This window comes from Klebsiella oxytoca (genome assembly GCF_009707385.1).
Taxonomy (GTDB): Bacteria; Pseudomonadota; Gammaproteobacteria; order Enterobacterales; family Enterobacteriaceae; genus Klebsiella; species Klebsiella oxytoca_C.
Genome location: NZ_CP046115.1, coordinates 2,065,556 through 2,090,426, shown reverse-complemented (window position 1 = coordinate 2,090,426; position 24,871 = coordinate 2,065,556). Strand labels below are relative to the sequence as shown.

General features: G+C 54.1%; 21 protein-coding genes, 1 tRNA gene and 2 pseudogenes. 9 read left to right on the top strand and 15 right to left on the bottom strand.

Annotated elements, in window-relative coordinates:
• Positions 1-70 precede the first annotated feature (70 nt).
• Positions 71-1,009: a LysR family hpxDE operon transcriptional regulator HpxR gene (gene hpxR, locus GJ746_RS09580; RefSeq protein WP_154679980.1), complete on the bottom strand. Its 939-nt coding sequence runs from the start codon at positions 1,007-1,009 to the stop codon at positions 71-73.
• Between the two features lie 124 nt (positions 1,010-1,133).
• Here hpxR and hpxD point away from each other — a divergent pair, with 124 nt between their 5' ends.
• Positions 1,134-2,171, top strand: a complete 1,038-nt coding sequence (gene hpxD / locus GJ746_RS09575; protein ID WP_154679979.1) for a molybdenum cofactor-independent xanthine hydroxylase subunit HpxD — start codon at positions 1,134-1,136, stop codon at positions 2,169-2,171.
• Between the two features lie 13 nt (positions 2,172-2,184).
• Positions 2,185-3,153, top strand: a complete 969-nt coding sequence (locus GJ746_RS09570) for a PDR/VanB family oxidoreductase (RefSeq protein ID WP_154679978.1) — start codon at positions 2,185-2,187, stop codon at positions 3,151-3,153.
• Between the two features lie 10 nt (positions 3,154-3,163).
• On the opposite strand, the gene GJ746_RS09565 is transcribed toward GJ746_RS09570, so the two are convergent.
• The 5 genes from GJ746_RS09565 to GJ746_RS09540 form a co-directional block, all read right to left on the bottom strand.
• A complete protein-coding gene (locus GJ746_RS09565; RefSeq protein WP_154679977.1) occupies positions 3,164-4,192 on the bottom strand; it encodes an ABC transporter ATP-binding protein in 1,029 nt (342 codons plus the stop codon).
• A gap of 1 nt (position 4,193) precedes the next feature.
• Positions 4,194-5,768 (bottom strand): ABC transporter permease, encoded by a 1,575-nt coding sequence (locus GJ746_RS09560; RefSeq protein ID WP_195908816.1) that lies wholly within the window; start codon positions 5,766-5,768, stop codon positions 4,194-4,196.
• A gap of 23 nt (positions 5,769-5,791) precedes the next feature.
• Positions 5,792-6,808: an iron ABC transporter substrate-binding protein gene (locus GJ746_RS09555; protein WP_154679976.1), complete on the bottom strand. Its 1,017-nt coding sequence runs from the start codon at positions 6,806-6,808 to the stop codon at positions 5,792-5,794.
• Positions 6,809-7,557: 749 nt separating this feature from the next.
• Positions 7,558-8,511 carry a transcriptional regulator LeuO gene (gene leuO, locus GJ746_RS09550; protein ID WP_154679975.1) on the bottom strand — a complete coding sequence of 318 codons (954 nt, stop codon included), beginning with the start codon at positions 8,509-8,511 and terminating at the stop codon, positions 7,558-7,560.
• A 561-nt stretch (positions 8,512-9,072) separates the two neighbouring features.
• Positions 9,073-9,148 (bottom strand) — tRNA-Thr (locus GJ746_RS09540).
• A 317-nt stretch (positions 9,149-9,465) separates the two neighbouring features.
• On the opposite strand from GJ746_RS09540, the gene GJ746_RS09535 reads away from it, so the two are divergent.
• From GJ746_RS09535 to GJ746_RS09515, 5 genes and pseudogenes are all read left to right on the top strand, one after another.
• On the top strand, positions 9,466-9,846 hold the full coding sequence (locus GJ746_RS09535; RefSeq protein WP_154682678.1) for a hypothetical protein: 381 nt from the start codon (positions 9,466-9,468) through the stop codon (positions 9,844-9,846).
• A gap of 46 nt (positions 9,847-9,892) precedes the next feature.
• Positions 9,893-11,917 (top strand): protein-disulfide reductase DsbD family protein, encoded by a 2,025-nt coding sequence (locus tag GJ746_RS09530; protein WP_154679973.1) that lies wholly within the window; start codon positions 9,893-9,895, stop codon positions 11,915-11,917.
• Between the two features lie 62 nt (positions 11,918-11,979).
• Positions 11,980-12,357: pseudogene (locus GJ746_RS09525) on the top strand (DsbA family protein); the annotation flags it as partial.
• A gap of 45 nt (positions 12,358-12,402) precedes the next feature.
• Positions 12,403-13,161: a thiol:disulfide interchange protein DsbG gene (gene dsbG, locus GJ746_RS09520; protein ID WP_154682677.1), complete on the top strand. Its 759-nt coding sequence runs from the start codon at positions 12,403-12,405 to the stop codon at positions 13,159-13,161.
• A 93-nt stretch (positions 13,162-13,254) separates the two neighbouring features.
• Positions 13,255-13,590: a gamma-glutamylcyclotransferase family protein gene (locus GJ746_RS09515; RefSeq protein ID WP_154679972.1), complete on the top strand. Its 336-nt coding sequence runs from the start codon at positions 13,255-13,257 to the stop codon at positions 13,588-13,590.
• A 51-nt stretch (positions 13,591-13,641) separates the two neighbouring features.
• Here the strand turns inward: GJ746_RS09515 and GJ746_RS09510 are convergent, their stop codons facing one another.
• Positions 13,642-14,670, bottom strand: coding sequence for an LLM class flavin-dependent oxidoreductase (locus GJ746_RS09510; RefSeq protein WP_154679971.1), 1,029 nt, complete (start codon positions 14,668-14,670; stop codon positions 13,642-13,644).
• Between the two features lie 178 nt (positions 14,671-14,848).
• Positions 14,849-15,040, bottom strand: a pseudogene (locus GJ746_RS09505) (RidA family protein); the annotation flags it as partial.
• A gap of 275 nt (positions 15,041-15,315) precedes the next feature.
• Here GJ746_RS09505 and lysM point away from each other — a divergent pair.
• Positions 15,316-15,768, top strand: a complete 453-nt coding sequence (gene lysM, locus GJ746_RS09500) for a peptidoglycan-binding protein LysM (protein WP_004100853.1) — start codon at positions 15,316-15,318, stop codon at positions 15,766-15,768.
• A 244-nt stretch (positions 15,769-16,012) separates the two neighbouring features.
• On the opposite strand, the gene GJ746_RS09495 is transcribed toward lysM, so the two are convergent.
• A complete protein-coding gene (locus GJ746_RS09495) occupies positions 16,013-16,240 on the bottom strand; it encodes a cold shock domain-containing protein (RefSeq protein WP_154679970.1) in 228 nt (75 codons plus the stop codon).
• A 446-nt stretch (positions 16,241-16,686) separates the two neighbouring features.
• On the opposite strand from GJ746_RS09495, the gene cspA reads away from it, so the two are divergent.
• Complete coding sequence (cspA, locus tag GJ746_RS09490; RefSeq protein ID WP_004849644.1) at positions 16,687-16,899, top strand: RNA chaperone/antiterminator CspA; 213 nt, start codon at positions 16,687-16,689, stop codon at positions 16,897-16,899.
• 233 nt (positions 16,900-17,132) lie between these two features.
• Here cspA and GJ746_RS09485 read toward each other — a convergent pair whose 3' ends face one another.
• The 6 genes from GJ746_RS09485 to citF form a co-directional block, all read right to left on the bottom strand.
• The gene (locus GJ746_RS09485) at positions 17,133-18,566 is read right to left on the bottom strand and encodes an anion permease (RefSeq protein ID WP_154679969.1); all 1,434 of its coding nucleotides are present in this window, start codon (positions 18,564-18,566) and stop codon (positions 17,133-17,135) included.
• Positions 18,567-18,674: 108 nt separating this feature from the next.
• Positions 18,675-21,275, bottom strand: coding sequence for a bifunctional aconitate hydratase 2/2-methylisocitrate dehydratase (gene acnB / locus GJ746_RS09480; protein WP_154679968.1), 2,601 nt, complete (start codon positions 21,273-21,275; stop codon positions 18,675-18,677).
• 69 nt (positions 21,276-21,344) lie between these two features.
• Positions 21,345-21,911: an RBBP9/YdeN family alpha/beta hydrolase gene (locus GJ746_RS09475; protein ID WP_154679967.1), complete on the bottom strand. Its 567-nt coding sequence runs from the start codon at positions 21,909-21,911 to the stop codon at positions 21,345-21,347.
• Between the two features lie 32 nt (positions 21,912-21,943).
• Entirely contained in the window at positions 21,944-22,816 is an 873-nt protein-coding gene (citG, locus tag GJ746_RS09470) for a triphosphoribosyl-dephospho-CoA synthase CitG (RefSeq protein ID WP_154679966.1), read from the bottom strand.
• Positions 22,791-23,339, bottom strand: coding sequence for a citrate lyase holo-[acyl-carrier protein] synthase (gene citX, locus GJ746_RS09465; protein ID WP_154679965.1), 549 nt, complete (start codon positions 23,337-23,339; stop codon positions 22,791-22,793). Before citX ends, citG begins: the two co-directional genes overlap by 26 nt.
• Complete coding sequence (gene citF, locus GJ746_RS09460) at positions 23,336-24,856, bottom strand: citrate lyase subunit alpha (RefSeq protein WP_154679964.1); 1,521 nt, start codon at positions 24,854-24,856, stop codon at positions 23,336-23,338. The genes citX and citF overlap by 4 nt, the downstream gene beginning before the upstream one ends.
• Positions 24,857-24,871: the final 15 nt, after the last annotated feature.

Sequence of the window (24,871 nt, the reverse complement as noted above, 5' to 3'; positions counted from 1 at the left end):
CGGGGAAGCAAACCGCAGGATATTTCAGGCCGGGCCTGTTCCCGGAGGCGGCGCTGCGCGCCTGTCCGGGCTACCGGGACGCAGACGGTGGCGAACCCGCTGCCCCGCCCTGTATCTCCTCCATCACCGCGGTCAGTTTCTGGATCGCCATCTGCGCGGGACGGGAAAGCTGGCGCGAAGGGGCGGTGCACAGGGCCAGGGTAAGCGGCCGCAGCAGCCTGTTGCGCAGCGGGACAAACGCCAGCTGACCAAGCTTCACCTCATCCAGAACGTCCAGGCGGCTGAGAATCGTCACGCCGCCGCCTTTCAGCACCAGCGACTTAATCAGGCGGATATCGTTGCAGCCAATGGTGTTCGCCGGGGAAAAATCATAATGACGATAGAGCATCGCGACCCGCTCATGGACGATCAGCGGCGCGCCGGGCACAATATGCCGCTCCTCGCTGAGCTCGCCTAACGACAACATTTCAGCATTTGCCTGCGGATGATCCGGGCGCATGACCACGCCCATCTCCAGCTCGGCAAAAGCCAGCACGCTCAGCCCGGCCTGGCCTTCGGGATCCAGAATCAGGCCAAAATCGAGATCCGCCTGGCGCACCTTCTGGCTGACGGTATGGCTATCCGCCACCTGCAGATTCAGCTCCAGCCACTGCCAGCTGCTGATGATTTCCGCCAGCGCGGCGGCAAAGCTCCCTTCCGCCAGCGCCTGCACCATGCCGAGGCTCACGGTGCCGCGCTTCAGCCCCTGCAGCTCATCAAACTTTTGCCGGGTCAGCTGAAACTCCTTTTGCCAGCGCAGCAGATTGTCGTACAGCAGCTCTCCGGCGGTGGTCATGCGCAGCCCTTCCGGCAGGCGTTCAAACAGCGGCGTACCGAAATCCTCCTCCGCCTGCAAAATTTGTCGATTAATCGCCGAAGCGGAAATATGCAGCTTTTCCGCCGCCCGCCGCAGGCTCCCGCTACGGGCCACTTCGGCAAAATAGAGAGCAAAACGCGAAAATGGGCTCATCTTTACCTGTACTCTTTTTTGCAACAGCCAGCTGAATTATTGCTGATGGATGTCAACACCCTAATATGGCAACAATAAACTCACAACAATTAAACAAATGCTTTTGTGAGCAGGAAGAGAAGCCATGAACAAACCACAGCCCAGCCCACCCGCCCATTGCACCTTTGAGCCAGAAGACTGGCTGCGGCTGGCAAAATGCTGGCACCCGGTCGCCCGCGCCTGCGATATCGGCCCCGCGCCGGTAAAAGCCACGCTGCTTGATGAACAGCTGGTTATCTATCGTATTAAGGGCCAGGTGGTAGTTGCACGCGACGTCTGCCCCCATCGCGGCGTACCGCTGACGCTCGGTTTTCACGATGAAGAAGGGATTGTCTGCCCGTACCACGGCCTGCGCTTCGGTGAGGATGGCCGCTGCAACCGCATCCCTTCCAGCCCCGACCAGCCGGTACCGGCGAAGCTCAACCTCACCAGCTTTGCGGTGGAGGAACGCTATGGCCTGATCTGGACCTGCCTGGCCTTCGATGCGGAAAACCCGCTGCCGCTGCCGGTGATGCCGCACTGGCACGACGATGGCTTTCAGCAAATCAATTGCCCGGCCTTTGAAGTCAACGGCTTTGCGGGCCGTCAGGTTGAGGGCTTTCTGGATGTCGCTCATTTTGCCTGGATCCATACCGATACCTTCGCCGATCCGGATAACCAGCTGGTGCCAAATTACACTCCGCAGGAGACGGCGTTTGGTTTTATCGCCGATTACTGGAGTTCAGTCGGCAATTATCCCGCCAGCTCTGAATTTCGTGCACCTGAGGGCTTCCAGTGGCTGCGTCATTTTGAGATGCATCTGCCGTTTACCGCCACCCTGACGATTCATTTTCCCGGTGACGCCAGGCTGGTGATTATGAACGCCGCCTCGCCGGTTTCCTCGCGGATAACCCGGATGTTCGCGCCCATCGCGCGCAATTTCGATCTGCACGTGCCGGTGGAGGACGTTTACGCCTTTAACCTGCGCGTCTTTGAGGAAGATCGCCTGATGGTGGAGACCCAGCGTCCGGAAAGATTACCGCTGGATTTAACCCTTGAAGCGCATATCCCCGCCGATCGCAGCTCTATCGCCTATCGACGCGGGCTAAAGAAAATGGGCTTCGGCGATTTTTTCCTCGTGTAAGCGGAGAATTATCATGAGCGATATCTTAGAGGTTATCGTTGACGGCCTGTGGCGTCAGGGCAGCCAGAGCCTTGCCGTACGGCTGGTCGCGCAAAACGGTCAGCCGCTCCCCGCCTGGCAGCCAGGCGCGCATATTGACCTTCATCTGCCGTGCGGCGTGATTCGCCAGTATTCGCTTACCGGCCCGCAGAGCGCCGACGACGGGTATCTGATCTGCGTGGCGCTGGAAAAGTCTTCCCGCGGCGGCTCGCGCTACATCCACCAGCAGCTGCGCCCCGGTCAGACGCTGTTGATTTCTCGCCCACGAAACCTGTTTGCTTTACAGGCGGCTGAGCGGGTAACGCTGCTGGCCGCCGGCATCGGGATTACGCCGCTGTATGCGATGGTGCTAAGGCTGGACGCTGAAGGCGTGCCGTTTACGCTGCACTACTATCTGAAAAGCCGCTCGCAGGGGGCGTTTGTGCGCGAACTGCAGCGGCGGTTCAGCACCGAAAGCGTGGTGATTCACTACTCAAGCGAAGGAGACAGCGCCCGGCAACATTTAGCCGCCGCGCTGAACAATACGCATACCGGACATCCGATTTATCTCTGCGGGCCAGAGGGATTTATGGCCGCCGCGCGTCGGACCGCTCTGGAACAGGGCTGGGCGGAAATGCTGATCCATAGCGAAGCCTTCCAGCCCGTCGCCACGCCAGCCGCAGCCCCGCAGGGAGAAACTTTTAGCGTGACGCTTGCTTCCACGGGTGAACGCTGGCCGGTTCCTGCGGATAAAACCATTGCTCAGGTACTCAAGGAGAACGGCGTCGCCGTTCCGCTCTCCTGTGAAATGGGAATTTGCGGCGTCTGCCTGACGCCGGTCATTGAGGGGGTTATCGACCACCGAGACACCGTGCAGTCGGAGGCGGAGAAATCCGCCAGCACGCAGCAGATTGCCCTGTGCTGCTCGCGTAGCCGGTCGGCGAACCTGTGTATTGATTTATAGTCTTATCGCGCTAGCCAGCAAAAACGCGAGCTTTATCTTTGACGTCAATGCGCACCGTTGCTCCCGGCCGCCACACCTGCTGGCTGACGGTTTTGACGAGCAGCGGCTCACGCAGGCCGGGCATGGTCAGCGTTAACGTGGATAAATGGCCGCTAAAATCGACGTCGCGGATGGTCAGCGCTGATTCATCCGGTGGACAGGCTGAAATGACCAATTGTTCAGGGCGCAGCATCACCCTACCCGGGCCGGCGGCGTCAGGACTGTCGGTTGATATCTCGCCAATCGCGCAGCGCGCGCGGCCTCCGTGAAACTCGGCCGGCAGCATCAGCGCATCGCCAAGAAACAGCGCGGTCTCTTCATCAACGGGGCGGCTGTATACCTCATACGGCGTGCCGACCTGGGCAAAACGCCCCTGACGCATTACCGCAACCTGGCTGGCAAATGAGAGCGCTTCATTCTGGTCGTGCGTCACCAGGATCGAAGCTATCCCGGCCTGTTCCAGCAGGTCCGCGGTCGCTTTGCGCGTGGTTGCGCGCAGCCCGGTGTCGAGCGCCGAAAAGGGTTCATCAAGCAGCATCAGCGCCGGGCGCTGCGCCAGCGCTCGCGCCAGGGCCACGCGCTGCTGCTGACCGCCGGAGATTTCATGCGGCCAGTGGCTCGCCAGCTGGCCGTCCAGCGAGACCATCTCCATCAACGCCGCTACCCGCCGGTATTTCTCCTGACGGCTGCCGTCCAGCCCCCAGGCAATATTGTCCGCGACGTTCAGATGCGGGAACAGCGCGCCTTCCTGCGGCACGAAGCCCACCCCGCGCAGGTGGGCGGGGATAAATGTTCCCTGCGTAAACAGCGTACGTCCCTGCATGACAATGCGCCCGCCATCCGGCGTTTCGAACCCCGCGAGGATCCGCAGCAGCGTGGTTTTGCCGGAGCCGGAGGGGCCAACAATCGCCGTCCGGCTGCCCGCGGCCACCGTCAGATTCAGGCCATCAAGCACCCGCGTACCGGCGAAAGATTTGGAGATAGAGGAGAGTTCGAGCATGTTACAAACCTGCGATTTTTTTCGACTGAATATAGAGAATACCGGTCAGCGGCAGCGATAGCAGAATCATCAGCATCGCGTAAGGCGCGGCGGCGACATAGTCAATTTCGCTGGTTAACGCCCAGAAGCCGGTCGACAGCGTGCGGGTGCCGAGCGGAGAGAGCAGCAGCGTGGCGGTCAGTTCATTAGTTATGCCGAGGAATACCAGCGCCGCCCCTGCCGCCGCGCCCGGCGCCGCCAGCCGCATGGTCACGCTCCACAGCGCCCGACCGGGGCTGCGGCCTAAGCTGCGGGCCACGTTTTCCAGCTCGACCGGGGCCTGAGCGATCCCGGCGCGCAGGTTGACCAGCGCTCTGGGCATAAACATCAGCAGCCAGGCAAGAAGCAGCGTCACCTCGGTCTGATAAATTGGCCGCGCGTAGTGAATGGCGATCGTCACCAGCGCCAGTGCCGTCACGATGCCGGGCAGAGAGCTGGCGATGTAGTTACACGCCTCCAGCAGGCGAAAAACGCGCTGCGGATAGCGAACGCCCAGCCAGGCGACAGGAATTGCGCAGACGGTGGTGAGGAGCGCGCCAACCGCGCCGAGCAGCAGCGTCTGGCGCAGGGAGAGCCAGAGATCGGCGTTCAGCCAGTTCGCCACGCCACCCAGCCATAGCCAGCGGCAGAGCACAATCAGCGGTACCCCCAGCGCCAGCATTACCAGGGTCAGCAGCGCGAGCTGTAACGGCAGCGTAGCCCAGCGCCCCAGCGGCCGCCGCTGCTGTTCGCGCGCGGCTCCTGAGCCAATACGCGCATAGCGCGCTTTTCCCCGCGACGCGCCCTCCAGCAGTAAAATCGCCAGGCAGCAGAGCGCCAGCACTCCGGCCAGCATGTTCGCCGCCGGGCCGCTAAAGGTTGACTGGAACTGGTCATAGATAGCGGTGGTAAAGGTGTCAAAACGCACCATCGCGAACAGGCCGAACTCCGCCAGCAGATGCAGAGCCACCAGCAGCGCGCCGCCGCATATCGCCAGCCGGAGCTGCGGCAAAACCACGCGAAAAAAGATCCGCCACGGTGGCGTACCTAATGAGGCGGCAACATCTTCCAGCGTCGGATCAAGACGCCGCAGGACGGCGGCAACCGGCATATAGATAAAGGGATAATAGGCCAGCAGCGAAAGAAAAACTCCGGCTGAAAGGCCGTGCATTGACGGTACCGCGCTGACCCAGGCGTAGCTTTGCACAAAGGCCGGGATCGCCAGCGGCGCAACCGCCAGAGCCGACCAGACTCGCCGTGCCGCCAGCAAAGTGCGCTCCGTTAGCCAGGCCAGGCCTACGCCCAGCGCAATGCAAAGGGGTACCGTCAGCGCGATAAGCCACAGCGTGTTGCTCAGCAGCTCAGCGACGCGCGGACGAAAGACCAGCGCCTGGATTGTCTCCCAGCCAGTATCAATTCCTGTGGCAATGACAAAGCCCGGCGGCAGGAGCGCCAGCAGAGAAAACAGTACGGCTAAAGCGATCATCGGAAAAGCAGGACGCCGGCGCTCGGGCAGGCGTTGTGCTTTTTTCCCGAGCGCGAAACTCAGAGAAGACATGGCGTGTTCACTCTACCGGGCGATTACAGCAGGCCAGCCTGGGTCATTAAATCGACCACTTTTTTGCTGTTCAGGGTAGACGGCTCGACCTTCGGCGCGTCTAACGCTTTCAGCGGCGTCAGTTTCGGGTTAGACGCGGCATCGACGCCAACGGCATATTCAAAGGCGTTGTTGGTGCGCAGCTGCTCTTGTCCCTGTTTGCCGGTGATCCACTTGATAAAGGCCTGTGCCTGTTGCTGGTGTTTGCTGGATGCCAGAACGCCGCCGCCGGAGATGCTGACAAAAGCGCCCGGATCCTGGTTTTTAAAATAATAGAGGCGGGTATTTTTACTGTTCTCACCGGTTTTCGCCTGGTCAACGAAACGGTAGTAATGATAGATAACGCCGCCGTCAATCTGCCCGGCATTAACCGCCTTCATGACCGTGCTATTTCCCTTGTAGGCGACAAAATTGGTTTTCATCGCTTTCAGCCATTGGAGCGTAGCCTGCTCGCCTTTCAGCGCCAGCATCGCGCTGACGATAGCCTGGAAGTCCGCGCCGGACGGCGACGCGGCCCAGCGCGCTTTCCACTCAGGTTGCGCCAGATCCATCAAAGATTTCGGCAGCTGCGCTTCGCTGATTTTCGCCGGATTGTAGACGAATACGGTGCTGCGGGCGGCAATGCCAATCCAGCGTCCGTGTTCAGGACGGTATTCCGGCGCGACCTGCTGAAGGGTCTCGGCAGCCAGCGGCGCAAACAGCTTCGCGTTATCCACCAGCACCATGGCCGGTGAGTTTTCCGTCAGGAAGACATCCGCCGGGGATGCGGCTCCCTCCTGCACCAGCTGGTTACCCAGCTCGCTGTCGCCGCCGTTACGCAGCGTCACTTTAATTCCCGTCTCTTTGGTAAAGCCGTCAACCCAGGACTTGACCAGATTTTCATGCTGGGCGTTATAAACGACAATCCCGTCACCGCTGGTCGCAGCCAGAACCGATGGGGCAATAAATGCGGAAGAAGCAATCAGTGCAGCGGAACAATAAGACACCAGGCGAAAACGCATGAGCTAATCCTTAATATATGTGGGCGAATTAAAACTGGCAGCCGGCCGGAGAGGATTAAATCACATAGAAATGTGAATGATAATGCAAACAATTACCATCTAATAAAAAGAGCGAAATGTACTGAAAGCAGGCGTACAGGAACAGGAAAATGCTATAAAAAAAGAATGGCTATCAACAACATTAAAATAACCTTAAGACACATCCGTTTCTTAACGCTATTAATTATAAGGAATAGGGTTCACGGCGCCGCGATGGCGGATTAGCGAAACCCCAGGTGCACGCTAACCACCAGGACGTCTGCAGGAATAATTCCGCTTTCAGCGGCGAAACAGCCGGTAAAATTATACTGAAAACCATAATAAGCATATGGCGAAAAGCCGATAGCGCTGCTCTCTTTTAAAGCCTTACAAGGCTCATGGTCCCTCTGATGCCTGAAGGCAGAGAAGGAAAATTCGCCGGCGTGGTCATAAAACCCAGCCGTTACCCGGCAATGCCCAATCGCGGTGTACCCCAGGCGCAATGCGGCTAACGTCAAAGTTGATTATATGTGATGGTTTTGCAAGGCCAGTATCGCTGAGAAATGAAAGGTATTATGGAAATAGATATTTTAGTGAGGTCCAGGCATGACGTCTTTCATCGGCGGATCCTGACGAAATAAAAAATGGAATCGTTAAATTAAATATTAAGCCAGTATTAAATAATCAATAATAAAATACCTGGCACAGGACCAGGTATTTCTTGAGAGATATTAGCGCTGACAAATTTTAATCAACAATTCCGCCATCCAGCGGTGGCTTCTCTCCTGTCCTGCCGTTTCATGCCACGAAAGATAACAGGTGCGGCTGTTCATTTCTAAAGGCAATGGCAGCAGCTGAAGCGCGAACTTATCTTCAAACTCTTTGGCCAGCCACTCGGGCGCGATTGCCACCATATTCGTTTGCGACACGACGCTCAGCACGCTAACCATCGCGTTACCGTGGAACGCAACGCAGGCCTGCTGCTCTTCCGAGCTATACCATGGATGGCTGAATGACGCGTAGCGATCCAGCGCTACCGTGGCATGCTGCTCCTGATAAATTTCCTGCTCGCTCAGCGGCGATTGCGATTCAATACGCGGATGATCTCGTCTGGCGACAAGTACCATTTTGTCATTGAACAGCGGAATGCTGGTGAATTCCGGGTGATTGAACTTGTTGTAATCAAGAACAAATTCAACTTCCTGATAGCGGAGCTGATTAATTACCTGTTGACTTAGCGACGATTTAAACGAGAGGCTAACCCTTGGGGCAATTTCATTGATTTTATTGAAAATAAGTGGGGTCAGATAGTTATCCAGCGGGCTACAAACGCAAAGATGATAGACGCGTTCGCAGTCCAGCGGATCGAAGAGCGTATCCGGCAGCTCATTTTGCACCAGCTGCAGCGCGCGTCGAACCGAACTAAATAGCTGAAAAGCGCGATCGGTCGGTTTAATCCCGCGACCGTTACGAACAAACAGCTCGTCCTTAAATAGCACCTTCAGGCGAGCCACCGCGCTGCTCACCGCTGGTTGAGACATACCTAGCGTATGCGCCGCTTTCGTTAAGCTTTGCTCCTGCATTACGGTATCAAAAATGGTCAGCAGGTTGAGATCCACTTTCCGCAATACAGGCTGCAGGACTTTCGGTTCAGAGGATGGTTTAGATGTTGTATTTTCACTCATGTAGGGAACTCCACCAGCACATTAATCAGCGATTCTGCTTCGGATCGCAGAGACCTTTCGCCAAAGGAAAAAAATAGGCAGATAAATCACCATCGGCCCCAGCAGCCATGTGTTATCGGTTTCCAGCAGCACGCTCAAATGTACGAAACTTATTAGCACAATCGTAAACAGCAGGAGAATATGACACGTGTTGTGTTTTCTGGAGAAAACGGCATAGCGGTAAAGCATTATTTTTTCCTTCGTTCACTCCTTGAAAGAGGGAGAGTATCATATAAAAAGCGATGAAATTTCTGAAAAATACGCGACTCATTCCGAATAAGTAAATTCTCATTGAAATTATTCAGATATGCTTAGGTAAAGCGTCAAATCCTTAAAAATGTAGATATTTACTTACCGGAACAATAACTAATAAAACTTTCCTTAACAGGTACTACCATCAATTGCCCACGCTCTGACGCTTATGCAGAAATAGTAATAAGACAGAGGAAAAAAGAGATAAATATCGGCAGAAGGAGAAGAGACGCTGTAATTCGCTAATTAACGAGTGAAAACAGGAAAAGTTGGTGCCGACTACCGGAATCGAACTGGTGACCTACTGATTACAAGTCAGTTGCTCTACCTACTGAGCTAAGTCGGCATTGGGCCGCCATCGAGGCCTCGAACCTCGTTCCCTACAACCTATGTCGTTCGCTCTTCCAGATGAGCTAATGGCGGTCAGGCGCTAATCAGTAAAGTTCAGCAGTGGCGTGCCGATACCAATTAGCGGCGCGCATAGTAACCGGGTTAATTAGCCATGTAAATAATATCAACGCATGAAATATCCGAATTTCCCCCTTCTCTGCCGGTCGGTAAGCGTTTGCATTACAGAGTTCAGACAAAACCTTACACGCCAGCCTCTTGTGGATTGATAAGGATTGTTTATGATCCACGGGTTCTGAAATGTTCAGGTACCCTATGCGCAACCGCCAGCTCCCCGGTAAATGGTTTTTGATCTTGACCTGCCTTGTCATGGCTTTCTGTCTTGTACAGCGGGCGGTCTATCTACACCATTTTCTGGAAAAGACGGGCTACGTAGCTCAGGAGACAACCATCAACGCACAGTCTCAGCAGCCATCGTCAGAGGAGGCTGAGCAAGGGCCCTCTCCCTGTCAGCTGAGCGCCAAATCCCTGCTCTGCGCGCAGCCACTGTTCTTCGATGGCGCTTTACCTGCCGTTATTCTGTTCCTTGCCCTGCTTCAGCTATTCGCTGCGGTGGGTACTTTTGTTTTCCGGGACGAGCCCGTCAGGCCGCCCACTCTGCGCATTCACCTGCAAAACTGCGTTTTCCGTGAATAAAAAAGCGTTTTTTAGACGATTACTTTTTTAATTTACGGAGAAAAAAATGCTGAAGATCTTCAGGGGCATCGTCCTCCTGTTGCTGGCCTGCATGGGCGTAGCTCATGCGGCGGACACGGGATGGCTGACCTCGCCACAAAATGACCACGCCCGGATACGCTTCCAGGCAGAAAAAGGGCAAGAGCAGGTCTACGGACTGCTCTCCATTGAGCTTGCTGACGGCTGGAAAACCTACTGGCGCTCGCCTGGTGAAGGCGGTATTGCCCCGCAAATCACCTGGAGCAACGGTGAGCAGGCACGATGGTACTGGCCAGCCCCGGTAAGATTCGAGATTTCCGGTTTGACGACCCAGGGCTACCAAAAGCAGGTCATTATCCCGATGATTATCACCGCCGCCCCTGGCGATGCGCTGGAAGGTACGCTCACGTTATCCACCTGCAGCAATGTTTGTCTGTTAACCGACTACCAACTGCGCCTCAATTTCAGCCAGCCCGTGGAGGCGGGATTCCACAATGCCTTTGAACAGGCCATGCGGACCATCCCGGCGGATAGCGGCGTCTCCGACGAGCTCTCCGCGCATCTGGTCGGCAGGAACCTGGAAATCACCGCCACCACCAGCGGTAAATGGATGCAGCCCGGTATCTATTTTGACCCTATTGACGGGGGAATTGTGGCCGGCGACCCGGATATTCGCATCGAGGGTACCCGGCTCAAAGTGACGGTACCGGTAACCGATGAATGGGGAGAGCAGCCCACTACGCTGGCGGGGAAAAAGCTGTCGCTGGTGGTGACGAATGGCGAAAAGGCGCAGCAGGCCAGCCTGACGATAGGCGCGGATCTTGCGCCAGCGGCAACGGTAAATCCCGGACGAATTCTGCTTTTCGCGCTGCTCGGTGGGTTAATCCTCAACCTTATGCCCTGCGTATTGCCGGTGATGGGCATGAAGCTCGGCTCGGTGCTGCAGTCCGGGTCAAACAAAAGCGCTATCAGGCTACGTTTTCTCGCTACCAGCGCGGGTATCCTGACTTCGTTTGCCCTGCTGGCGCTGATGGTGACGGCGCTGAAGCTTACCGGCTCTTCGTTGGGCTGGGGGATTCAGTTCCAGAATCCCTGGTTTATCGGCGTGATGGTTGCCGTCACGTTTCTCTTCTCGCTCAATCTTTTTGGCCTATTTGAAGTGCTACTCCCGTCGTCGGTCGTTGGACGCATGGCAGCCGCCAGCGGCTCCGGGATGGCGGGCAGTTTCTGTGAGGGAGTTTTCGCCACCCTACTGGCGACCCCCTGTTCCGCCCCCTTCCTGGCAACGGCCGTCGCTTTCGCGCTTGCCGCCCCGCTCCATCAGCTGTGGCTGATTTTCCTGGTCATCGGGCTGGGTATGGCCCTGCCGTGGCTATTGGTCGCCGTAGTCCCTAAAACGGCAGCTCTGCTTCCGCGCCCCGGTCGCTGGATGAAGTCGTTAAAAATGATACTCGGCGTCATGATGCTGGCCTCCAGCCTATGGCTGGCCACGCTGTTGGGCCTGCATCCTGGCCGCACCGCCGGCGCGGTCATCGCACTGGCCCTCACCCTGGCAGCTTTGCTCGCCCTGTTAGTGATCCATCAGCGAACGGCGAGACTCTTCTGGCTGGTGGTTATCACCCTGGCGGCGTTTGCCGGCTTCCAGCTTCGCGGCCTGCTCGCGGAGGCGCCCGCAGCGGCTTCGCCATCAGCTAACGCTCAGCAAATTCGCTGGCAGCCCTTCAGCGAGGAGGCTCTCCATGATGCGCTGACCGCGGGCAAGCGGGTGTTTGTCGATATCTCAGCCGACTGGTGCTTAACCTGCAAAGTGAATGAACACCGCGTGTTAAATCAGCCCGACATCACCCGCGCGCTGGCTCAGCCCGATGTGGTCGCGCTACGCGGCGACTGGAGCAAACCCTCCGAAGCCATCTCCCGCTTCCTGCAGAGCAGAAATCGCTACGCCATTCCCTTTAATGAAGTCTACGGTCCGGGTAAACCGCAAGGTGAAACGCTCCCGCCGCTGCTTGAGCAGCAAACCGTTCTGAATGCCCTCAGTCACGCAAAAGGTTAATTAGCAATGAAAAAAACGCTGTTCGCTCCCGCTCTCCTTGCGGCATTCTCACGGCATCGGCATCCTCACATAACTGTCCGTACTGCAAAAAGTTTGACCCGTATCTGGAGAAGATTGTGGAAAAATATCCGGACGTAGCCGTTATCTTTAAATTTCTCCCCTGGCGTTCTGAGAGTTCGATAACCTCAGCAAGGGATGCATTAACCCTGCGGCGCGCGCATCCACAGCAGTTTATGAAATTTAACCATATCCTGATGGCTAAGAAGGGATATCACGATAACGCCAGCATTGAACAGACGATCGAGAAAAGCTTTTCCGTCGCCGGGAAACTCGGGATCCAGGGCACGCCGGCCACGCTGATTGGCGATCGGCTACTGTCAGGCTGGATCCCCTGGACGCAATTTGATGAGATGGTCAGCGACGCGCTGAAAAAACAATAACCCACGTCTGGGGGAGCGCTCCCCCAGCATTTCAGAGGCGATATGATGAAATCTATTCTACTACTGGCGGCATGGATGATACCGGGTCTGGCTTTTGCCGGGGGAGCCATCCCTCAGATAGTTAAGGACTTTGGTGAACAGCAAGGGATAAAAATCATTAAAGAGATTGATTCCCCCGCGGGCGTGAGAGGCTGGGTTGGCCAGTATCAGGACATGGGGGTGACCATGTTTTTGACGCCGGACGGCAAACACGTGATATCAGGCTATCTTTATGATGAAAAAGGGAAAAATCTTAGTGAAACCTATTTCAAAGAAGCGATCTATATCCCTTTAGGGCGCGAAATGTGGAAGACGCTGAATAATGCCAGCCCCCTGAAGGAAGGCGCTGATTCGGCAGCCAGAAAAGTCATTGTTTTCGCCGATCCGTTCTGCCCCTGGTGCAAGGAGTTCTGGTCTACTGCGCAGCCGTGGGTAAAAGCAGGTAAGGTCCAGTTAAATACCCTGCTCGTTGCTTTTCTCAATCCGCAAAGCGGCAGGTACGCAACGGCCATTCTGAATGCCAAAGATCCGGTTGCCGCCTGGCAAGAGTATGAGCTTTCCGGTGGCAAAAAACTGCCGCGCTTTGAGGGGGTTACGCCGCGAGAAACCTTTAATCTTCTTCAGCATCATCAAAAGCTGATGGATGATTTGGGGGCCAGCGCCACCCCAGCGATCTATTACATGAATGAGAAAAACGAGCTCCAGCAGGTCATCGGCATGCCGGATAAGAAGCAGCTGGTGGAAATGTTCGGGCCTGAGCCCTGACCGACAGCAGGCGTCCTGCGGGGCGCCTTGCTAACCCAGCCCCAGCTTCGTATGTTAAGTTTGAGCGCTTGAAGCTAAAGTTAATGAGGAATAATGGAACGCTTATTTGTCTACGGCACGCTGCGTCCGGGCCACGCCAATGCCCATATAATGGAACGTATCGGCGGGGAATGGCAGCCAGGCTATGTGAACGGCATATTTTATGAACGCGGCTGGGGAGCGGCGGCGGATTTTCCGGGGATCGTTCTTGATAAAAATGGCCCTCAGGTTCACGGCTACCTGTTCCTGTCCGATAATCTCAATGCCCACTGGCCAATGCTGGATGAGTTTGAAGAGGGCTACGACCGCGTAGCCGTTGAAGTGATGACCGGGGATGGCCAGCGAGTGCCCGCATGGACCTATCAGCTACAGCCAAAGAGTGCCCAGTAAGACAATTCGCCCCGCCTGACAGCAATCAGCGGGGCGTTGCCCATCAAAGATTTATGCGTCGCGCCAGCCCAGTGCCGGTGCGACATGCCGCAGAATAGACTCAATGACATGGGCGTTATACTCCACGCCCAGCTGGTTCGGTACCGTCAGCAATAACGTATCCGCTTCAGCAATCGCTTCATCCTGTTTCAGCTGTTCGATCAGCTTGTCCGGCTCCGCGGCGTAGCTGCGGCCGAAAATGGCCCGGGTCTTCTCATCAAGGAAGCCTATCGAATCACTATCGTCACGGCCAGAACCGAAATACATCCGGTCACGATCGTCCATCAGGGCGAAAATACTGCGGCTAACCGACACGCGCGGCGTACGCGTATGACCCGCCTGCGCCCAGGCCTCGCGATAGGCGCGAATCTGTTTCGCCTGTTGAATATGGAACGGTTCACCGGTCTCATCGTCTTTCAGCGTCGAACTTTGCAGGTTCATCCCGAGCTTAGCCGCCCACATCGCCGTCGCATTTGAGCCCGCCCCCCACCAGATGCGCTCGCGTAGCCCTTCAGAATGCGGCTCCAGGCGCAGCAGCCCCGGCGGGTTGGGGAACATTGGCTGCGGATTAGGTTTCGCAAAGCCTTCTCCGCGCAGCGCGTCCAGCAGCACTTCGGTATGACGACGCGCCATATCAGACTCATTTTCGCCTTCGCCAGGCACGTAGCCAAAATAGCGCCAGCCATCAATCACCTGTTCCGGGGAACCACGGCTAATCCCCAGCTGTAAACGGCCGCCGGAGATTAAATCAGCGGCTCCCGCATCTTCGGCCATATACAGCGGATTTTCATAGCGCATATCGATAACGCCGGTGCCGATTTCAATCTTTTTGGTTTTCGCGCCTACCGCGGCCAGCAGGGGAAACGGTGAGCTGAGCTGGCGAGCAAAGTGGTGCACCCTGAAATAAGCGCCGTCCGCGCCCAGCTCTTCGGCGGCAACGGCCAGATCGATAGATTGCAGCAGCGCGTCAGCGGCCGAACGCGTCCCGGACTGCGGCGACGGCGTCCAGTGACCAAATGATAAAAAGCCAATCTTTTTCATAACGAAGTTTCCTGGTTTGCAGGGAGTCGTCGGTAGAGCGCGCCTTATGACAAGCGTATCTGCCGCGTATCCCACTACTCTACGCGTAACCAGGTGAGAATAAATATCGTTTGTTTAACCGAATGCTTCAAATAAATTGATAAAGCTTTTTGCCAGCCGCCCGGTTACGGCCCGTCCTTCAGAGGCCGAAAATCGCTTCAATTTCAATTTTAAGATCGGGTGAAAAGAGGCGGCTGACTTCAACGAGAGAGCTGGCAGGCAGATGTTCGCCGTAGTTTTGATAGAGAACCCGGCGCAATGTGTCGATCTCAGCAAATGAGGTGATAAAAATAGTGACTTTAATCAGGGATGAAAAATCAACTCCTTCTGCTTCGCAGCCTGGCAAGGCGTTGCTACGGTACCGCTATGTTGCAAAGCGGATCGCATAATGGCCGTGATAACAAGCGTTGATGCCGTGCCATCGCGGAGAATTTAAGGCAAATATCCTGCACTTTGACGCTCATTGCATATACTTCAATGGCAGGTTGCGCTTCTTTAAGACTTTGCCGCTACGGTGGAGGCATCCTGCACTTATCTATATTGGATATTGGATTATTGGGTCTGATGAAAATATTAATCATGAAGCAGTAATGGAGGTATGGAACGATGGGATTATTAAGTTTTGTGAAAGACGCGGGCGAGAAAATCTGGGATGCGGTATCTGGCGGCAGCAAGGAGGATCGGGCCGAAAAGCTGAAAAAACACATTGATAACCTTAACCTGCCCGGCGCTGAAAAAGTGAATATTGATGTCGCGGACGATGGCACCGCAACGATAACGGGCGACGTCGGCTCGCAGGAAGATAAAGAAAAAATTCTGGTGGCGGTGGGTAACGTCACCGGAGTTGGCCAGGTCAATGATAGCGTTAATGTGACGCAGAGCGGAGCGGAAAGCCGTTATTACACGGTGAAATCCGGCGATACCCTGAGCGCCATCTCAAAAGCGATGTACGGCTCGGCTAATGACTATCAGCGTATTTTTGAAGCTAATAAACCGATGCTGACGCATCCCGATAAGATCTATCCGGGTCAGGTGCTGATTATCCCGGCGAAGCAGTAAGTTATTTCGCTAAGCTTCCGTCAGTTCACTCACCATACTTCGTTAATTACCGGCCGGTCTGCTGGTCGGTAATTCACTCTCAGCCATGTGAACGTTTATCAGGGCATTCTGCCTGGCAGCATCGCAGGCCACTTTAGTAGCCGGGAGAGATAATTTTTCTGTCAGTGTGGGATGGCTTCTGCCTCGGCGAACCGCAGCCGTCGAGATGGCACAATCGACGCCCTCTCCTCTCATGGTCATCGTTCTAAAATATCTCCTTATCGCACAGAATAACTTTCGTCGCCGCTGGACCTTTATCACCGCGATGTATAGCGAATTCAACTTTTTGCCCTTCAAAGAGGGTATTAAAGTTATCGCCGTGAAGCGCTGAGAAATTAACAGCGATATCTTTGCTGCCATCAAGAGGAGAGATGAAACCAAACCCCTTCGATTCATTATACCACTTCACCAGACCTTTAATTCTTGAGGACATACTCCCTCCAGTTACACAGCATGAAATTGAGAGAAACGTGCAGGATCAAATTTTGGACTCAAAAGGAGGGGATATCAGCGATAGCGCCTGGCTATGAGAACTGCTCAGTAGAGTTTGATGTTCGTTTATCGCGCACAGATTAAGCCATTAATGCACGGATAGCGATAATAAGCAAATCAATTTTTAGCCAACCAGACACCCTGGCGCAGCAAAAAGCTTTGTCAGGATATTTACCTGGAAATAAGTCTTGCTATCTGTAGTGATGTGTGTGACTAATGAGGAGTCGGTTTAGCATACAGACATAATAAAGCGGTTTAGTAAAGCAGTCCTCATCTTAAGTGTTATCCGTTGATAATTCTTCCTTTTGAGTCTCCTTATCGTTATTAATTAGATTCTGTGCGAAAACCCCTTTCGCCGTAAGGCTCAGATATGTTGAGGTATTATCAATGTCTAATAAAATGACTGGTTTAGTAAAATGGTTTAATGAGTCGAAAGGCTTCGGTTTCATCACCCCGGACAACGGTAGCAAAGATGTGTTTGTACATTTTTCGGCTATCCAGGGCGGTGGTTTTAAAACCCTGAATGAAGGTCAGAAAGTCGAATTCACCATTGAAGATGGGCAAAAAGGCCCTTCAGCGGGTAACGTCTTCGCCATTTAAGCGGCAACTCATTCACTGGCGGGAGATTTCAGCTTCATCGCTGAAGTTTATCTCACTCCAGCTCAATAACCCTGACATCATGTCGGGGTTATTTCGTTATGCCGCAAGGCGGCCGGTTCCGTTGGTTAATTAACTGCACCCTTCTTCTGGATATCCCTATCCAAATCAGAATGCTCCCGGAATATAAACACGCCACCATGTTTCAATAAAAATGATATAAAAGCGGGCCTCGCTCAGAGCATACCGTGTTGTATCAAAAAGCCCCACCACGGAATGCCAATGACCATGTGCACAATAAAAGTTAATAAGGCCACAAGGGTTCCGGTTAACCACCATGATTTAATATCGTTATAACCGGCGGCAAAGATAATCGGCCCGGCGGCACCGCCGTAGTGCGTGATACAGCCTCCGTAGGAGTTAGAAAACAGGATAGCGAGCGCTAGCAGCACAGGCGCAGTTCCGGTAACAAGGCCTACGGTGGCAAAGACCGGAACCATGGCTGCCACGTAAGCACCGCCTGAGGCGAACAAGTAGCGTACGATAATGCTTATAAAAACAATAATCACGATGGTACTGTTACCGGCGCCGAGGAAATCCAGACGCTCAGACATAAAGGCCGCAAGCCATTTGAAGAAGCCTTCTTTGCTTAAGGTCGCACTCAATCCAATAATACCGCCGTACCAGATTAATGTATTCCAGCCGCCCTTATTTTGCAGAACATCATTCCAGCAAATGATATTTGCCAGCAGCGCGCCTACCATCGCGATTACCGCAACCGAGGATTCATTAAGCCCCAGCTGACGAGAGAATATCCAACCTAATAGCGCAGCGATGAATACGACTATTAACCCTTTCTCTTTGGAACTGATAGGGCCAAGTTCATTAAGACCCGCATTCGCAATGGTTGCATTGTCTATTTCTTTTAATTGCGGGCGGACTATTTTATATGTGACATAAGGAATAATGGCTAACATCAGCAGCCCGAGCGGCACTCCCGCCAGCGCCCAGCCCACCCAGCTTATATGAATATGAAAAATATCGGAAATTAACTGCAATGCTAAGGCATTGCCGGCAAATGCGGTTAAAAACATATAGCTGGTTGTTTTCGTCACCATATATATATTAACCATAAGATAGCGCCCGGCTTTACACGGACTCTCTTTTGGCGTTGAACCTAATACCAGGGCAATGCTGTTAATAATCGGGAATACCACGCCTCCGGCGCGTGCCGTATTAGAAGGCGTAGCCGGTGAAAGCAATAAATCCAGCAGCGCCGTAACATACCCCAGCCGCAGGGTCGTGCCGCCAAACTTTAAAATAAACCAGTAGGCCAGGCGCTTGCCTAAGCCGGTGGTGACAAAAGCGGCGCTTAAAGTAAACGCGCTAAATACCAGCCATGTCGTTCCTGAGGCATAGCCGCTCAGGACATCCATGGACTTGACGGGGGAGTCAGCAAACCTTGCTACCGTTAAGCATGACAAGCCTACCGCCGACAGCATAATAACGGGCTCAGGAAAAGGTTTACTTACCAGTCCTATAATTGAGGCCAGATAGATACCAGCCAGTATCCATGCTTCTTTCGTTAATCCTTCAGGGGGAGGAATTATTATCGCTAATACAATAATAAAAATAAGCACCGCTATTTTTATTTGTTTTGATTTAAACATGCTTCACCTCAGCTACGATCCGTGTCGTTATAAGCAGAAGCCTCTTTCTTCCGAAGCTTCTGCTAAACCAGTGAGCTATTCACTGTTAATAATTAATGTATTAAGGAATTAGCCAGAGAATTTTTGAATAATATTTTCATGCTCGTTTGTTGACTGATATTCAGGCAGCCGATCAAAGTTAAGGTAACGATAAGTATCGTCACGCGTTTCATTAATTTTATCCATATGCCAGAAATATTGTTCAACGGTCGGCATCTTGCCTATCATAGCCGCCACCGCGCTGAGCTCCGCCGATGCCAGAAAGACTTTCGCATCGGTGCCCAGACGATTCGGGAAGTTACGCGTGGAGGTTGAAACAACCGAACTTCCCTGGCGGACCCGGGCCTGATTTCCCATACATAAAGAGCAGCCGGCTGGTTCGATTCTGGCTCCCGCCTTAATAAACTTATTGTAATAGCCTTCGCTGGAAAGCTGACGCGCATCCATTTTGGTCGGCGGAGCCAGCCACAGCCGTACGGGTATCTCAGTGGCCTCGGCAATAATTTTACCGGCTGCCCGGAAATGGCCAATATTGGTCATACAGGAGCCAATAAACACTTCATCTATCGGCGAACGGGCGACTTCCGACAGCAGGCGGGCATCATCCGGATCGTTCGGCGCGCATACGATTGGTTCGCCTATTTCCGCCAGATCGATCTCAATGACCGCGGCATATTCGGCGTTCTCATCGGCAGCCAGCAGAGACGGATTTTCCAGCCACGCCTCAATTTCAGCAATCCGCCGCTCCAGCGTCGCCGCATTCTCATAACCCTGATTTATCATCCAGCGTAACAGAGTAACGTTGGAGCGCAGGTATTCGGCAACGTTCTCTTCTTCAAGACGTAGCACGCATGCCGCGGCAGAGCGTTCGGCGGAGGCGTCGGCCAGCTCAAAAGCCTGCTCTACTTTCAGCATTCCGAGCCCTTCGATTTCGAGGATGCGGCCGGAGAAAATATTGACCTTATTTTTTTTCTCCACCGTCAGCAAACCCTGCTTGATAGCGTAGAGCGGGATGGCGTGGACCAGATCGCGCAGGGTGATCCCTTTTTGCATTTCGCCCTTAAAACGAACCAGCACCGACTCCGGCATATCCAGCGGCATAATGCCCGTCGCCGCCGCAAAAGCCACCAGCCCGGAGCCGCCGGGGAAAGAGATGCCGAGCGGAAAACGGGTATGAGAATCCGCTCCGGTCCCCACGGTATCAGGAATAAGCATACGGTTTAGCCAGGAGTGGATGATGCCATCACCCGGCTTCAGCGCCACGCCGTTCCGGCGGCTGATGAACTCAGGCAACGTTTCATGTAGCTTCACATCAACCGGTTTCGGATAGGCCGAGGTGTGACAAAAAGATTGCATAACCAGATCCGCTGAAAAGCTCAGGCAGGCCAGATCGGTCAGCTCATCGCGCGTCATTCCTCCGGTAGTGTCCTGAGAGCCAACGGTGGTCACCCGCGGCTCGCAGTACTGTCCGGGACGGATCCCGGCTACGCCGCAGGCTCTGCCCACTATTTTCTGCGCCAGCGTAAAACCTGCCACCGAAGGTGACGGCGCTTTTGGCTGGCGGAAGACCTCGGAGGGCGCCAGATCCAGCGATTCGCGCGCTCTCGCCGTCAGACTCCTGCCAATGATGAGCGGAATACGTCCTCCGGCGCGAACTTCATCAAGCAGCACGTCCGTTTTCAAGGAAAACGAGGTGATATGCCGCTGGCTGTGGTTTTCGCGAATTTCGCCCTGATAAGGATAGAGGTCAATCAGCATTCCCGTTGATAGCCCGGAGACATCCATTTCTAGCGGCAGCGCGCCGGAATCCTCCAGAGTATTGAAAAAGATGGGGGCAATATTTCCGCCAACAACGAAGCCGCCGCTTCGCTTATTCGGCACCCAGGGGATATCGTTGCCAAGATGCCATAAAATAGAGTTAGTTGCCGATTTTCGTGAACTGCCGGTGCCGACGACATCCCCGACGTAAACCAGCGGATAGCCCTCTTCCTTCAGCTGCTCTAGCTGCTGGATTGGCCCTCGGCTTCCGGGTTCATCCGGGCTTACGCCGTCGCGCGGATTACACAGCATGGAAAGCGCATGCAGAGGAATATCCGGGCGTGACCACGCTTCGGGCGCCGGCGATAAATCATCGGTATTGGTTTCCCCTGTCACTTTAAATACTTTCAGCGTGATTTTCTCAGGCAGCTCCGGACGTCGTAAAAACCACTCGGCGTTGGCCCATGACTGGATAACTTTCTGCGCCTGGACATTTCCTTGCTTTGCTTTTTCTTCAACATCCTTAAATTTTTCAAAAATAAGCAGCGTGGTGCTTAATTGCTCCGCGGCGCTGTTCGCCCAACGGGGATCGTCCAGTAAGTCAATCAGCGGTTGAACATTATAACCGCCCTGCATCGTGCCCAGCAGTTCAATTGCCCGTTGAGGGGCAATAACCGGCGCCGGGTGTTCTTCTTTAACCTGCTGATAGAGGAAATCCGCTTTAATCTTCGCCGCTGGATCCACCCCCGGCGGTACGCGATGCGTCAACAGCTGTACAAGAGTGTTTTTATCATCGCACTCGTTGCTGATTAATAATGAAATTAACTCTTGCGTTTGTTCAGCGCTTAACGGCTTCGGCGGAATATTTTTCGCAGCACGTTCTGCCACATGCTTATTATAAGCTTCTAACATATGCTCTCCGGCTCAGATATTATTTATCTGAAAGTTGTTCATGTAATAGAGATAATCGGTTGCTAAAAATCATTTATTAATATATTGCGGCAAGCCTTCACAAAATTCAGCCAGCTGTTCCAGACCATAATTCCAGTCGCCGAATCCAGACTCAGCATTAATATGACCGGCGTCGCCAAGATCAATTAAATGACCTCCCCAGCATTCAGCCCAGAACCGGGCACGTTTAAAAGACATTAACGGATCGTTGCGGCTCACAAACATAAGGCTGGGCGTTGGCAATTTCTCCGGAAGTACCGCTTCTTCCAGTTCGAAGAGCGATGGCTCTGCGGGAGCCACCATGACGACGCCCGCTATATTCATCTTTTGCGTCTGAATCAGACGACACGATGCAAGCGCCCCAAAGCTGTGGCCGACCAGCACGGCCGGGAGTTGACAGGTAGCCAGCTCCCGACGAATAGCGGATATCCAGGCATCAATGTCAGGTTCCAGCCAGTTTCGCTGGCTTATCCGTTTCCAAAAAGGAAAACGACGACTCCAGCAACTTTGCCAGTGATGCTCATCACTGTCTCTCAGGCCCGGCACCAGAATAATCGTGAACATCTCACTTAGCTGTTCCAGACGTTGCGTAGTCATAAAGTCTTCCTCTCCTCGTTCAGTACCGTCTGTCAGACCGGGTAATGGGAAAGTACCCAGCCAACGGCAAGGAGATCCGCACTGCCGCCAGGACTAATATTTTTTTCAATAAGAGCCTTATCCATGTTTACCAGCGCTTTTCTGAGCCTCTCACCCGATAAGTTTTTTATCTTCAGCACTCTTTTTGCATAGCGCTGCACATATTTCAGGCCGCGTAGCCCGCCCCGGGAAACCACATTGGTATCGGGATTAAATGCCATCAGTGCCAGCAGCATCCTGAGTAGCGCATCCTGCTCCGATCCCCCTTCCCGCAGCGATTTTTGCCACTGCGGCAGCCCGAACTGCCTGACGGTATAAAAGCCGTTCTCAGCCTCGCCCCGCGCTCCGCTAAGCCCATGGTTCTGAAAAATATGCTCGCCTTTCGTTTTGGCGGAGCTATTTTTGGTCAGTTCCTGGTGAACCAGCCCCGCACACATCGCTTTGGTTTCCCGGCACAGATTACGCTGGCTGAGCATCTGGTTTGCTTTAACAAGGCGTCCTGCGGCAGCGCACAGAATTCCGAGGGAAAAAATGCCTCCTTTGTGGGTGTTTATACCGCCCGTGGCTTTGAACATCGCCTGTTCGCACGCCAGCCCAATAGGCCTTATCGCTAATAACGTCTGGGGAGCAGGCAAACCCGCCGTGGCTTTTCCCTGTTCAAAAAAGCGAGGAAACCAGGGCGAGACGGCGCTAATACTGGCCATAAATAGCGCGATGTTCATATCCCGATGCGCGCCATTATTCTCACCATCGACCAGACCGGGCTTAGGCGTTAATTTAACTTCCCGATACATCGCCTCGGCGGCCAGCCAGGCAATGCTTTGTCTCTGCTCAACCTGTTCAACGCTGACCGCTAAAGTAGTCATAGGTTAAATCCTCAATCACTTGCGCAAGTTCATTCTGCGAATGGCGGCGTATCCGGGAGCAGACGTGGGCTGGTTCACTGCAAATGAAGCATCTGCGCATCGGCTGACGGATCGCGCTGCGCGTTATTAATCCGGATTTTGGGCAAAAAACATCGATATCCCACAGACGCCCGAGCGGATGGTTGTCTTCAAGATGCGCCGTAACGTGCTTTATCATCCAGGCTGGCGCCGGGATGGACCAGAACGCTTCAGGTCCGGTGGGCTGAAAACGGACTTCGTGCCTGGAGACAGCCCATCGGTGCTTGCGCAGCAGCTGGCTAAGCGCTTCCGTCGCCTCTGCCATCACCTGCCGGGCGAGCGGCGTATCTTTTACCTCACCGGGCCAAACGAGCGTTGTTGATACCATCGGCTGTCCGTACCGGAGCAGCCAGGCTTGCTGCACGCTCGCCCGCGCTTCTCTGGCTTTCAGCACTTCCTCAAGGGTGAGGTGTACGCATGAGGCTGTTGTCGTTTCGTCGATCATTCTTTTACCTGCCTTACCACATCAATGACGCTGCCATCGCGGTAGCGCACTACGCCAACAATGCGCGAAGTAAACTCAATCGGTTTGGGTTCGCCAGAAATCACCAGCGATTTCTGATAAAGCGCCTCGATATCAACGACCGGTAAACCAGCCGCAGTCAGTCTCTCTTTGACTTCCGGGCGAGCGGGATTCACGGCAATACCGTGGTCGGTAACCAGCACATCGATGCTCTCTCCCGGAGTCACGCGCGTGGTGACGTGCCTGACGACGGTAGGAATACGGCTGCGGATCAGCGGAGCGACTACGATAGTTAAATTTGCGGCCGCGGCGACATCGCAATGCCCGCCGGATGCGCCGCGCATCACGCCGTCGGAACCGGTTAGTACGTTGACGTTAAAATCCGTATCAATTTCCAGCGCGCTTAAGATGACGACATCAACCCGATCGCAGCAGGCAGCTTTAGCGGCAGGATTCGCGTAAACGCTGGTCGAGATTTCAACGTGGTTCGGGTTTTTCGCCAGCGAATCTCCCGCCGCGCCATCAAAACTTTGGGTATCCAGCAGCTTAGTAATGAGCCCTTTTTCATGCAGATCCACGATGCTGCCGGTAATGCCGCCTAAGGCAAATCTGGCGACAATATTGTGCTTCCTCATGCGCGATTCCAGAAATCGCGTGCAGGCGGTAGAGGCGGCTCCTGAACCCGTTTGCAACGAAAAGCCGTCGCGAAAATAGCCGGAGTGCTCAATGACGTCCGCCGCGGAGCGCGCGATCATCAATTCGCGCGGGTTACTGGTTACCCGTGCGGCGCCGACGCTGATTTTAGCCGGGTCGCCAACGCTGTCGATTTTGACAATATAATCGACCTGATCCTGAATAATGCTGGCAGGCATATAGGGAAACGGCTCAATGCTTTCCGTTAGCAAAACAACCTTTTTGGCATATTTTGCATCAACCATGGCGTAGCCGAGCGAGCCGCACCGGGATTTACCGCCGCTGCCGCTGGCATTGCCATATTCATCGCAGCAGGAGACGGCTAAAAAAGCGACATCGATATTAATCTCACCCTTTTCAATCAAATTAACTCTACCGCCGTGCGAATGAATCTGCACCGGCTCCTCCATCAGGCCGTGTGAAATAGCATCTGCTAATTCACCGCGCATCCCGGAGGTATAAATTTTGCTAATAACGCCTTGTTTAATATGCTCAATCAGCGGAGCATTGCAGGTCATCAGAGAGCTTGAAGCCAGCGTCAGCCCTCGTAAGCCTTTTTCCGCCAGCTTAGCCATAACGTAGTTAATAACTTTATCTCCCTCGCGGAAGGCGTGATGAAATGAGACGGTCATACCATCACGTAAATCGCAGCGCGATAAGACATCATCCAGGGTGTCGAAAAGCTTGCGCTGGTATTTTTGCCGGGTATCCGCAAGATAAGGCGTATGGATATTTGCGCCGGAAAATACCTCATATTTATGCTGGACGCCGGATATATTATGCAGTGCTTCAGTTAATAGACTCATCGTTAAATCCTGTTG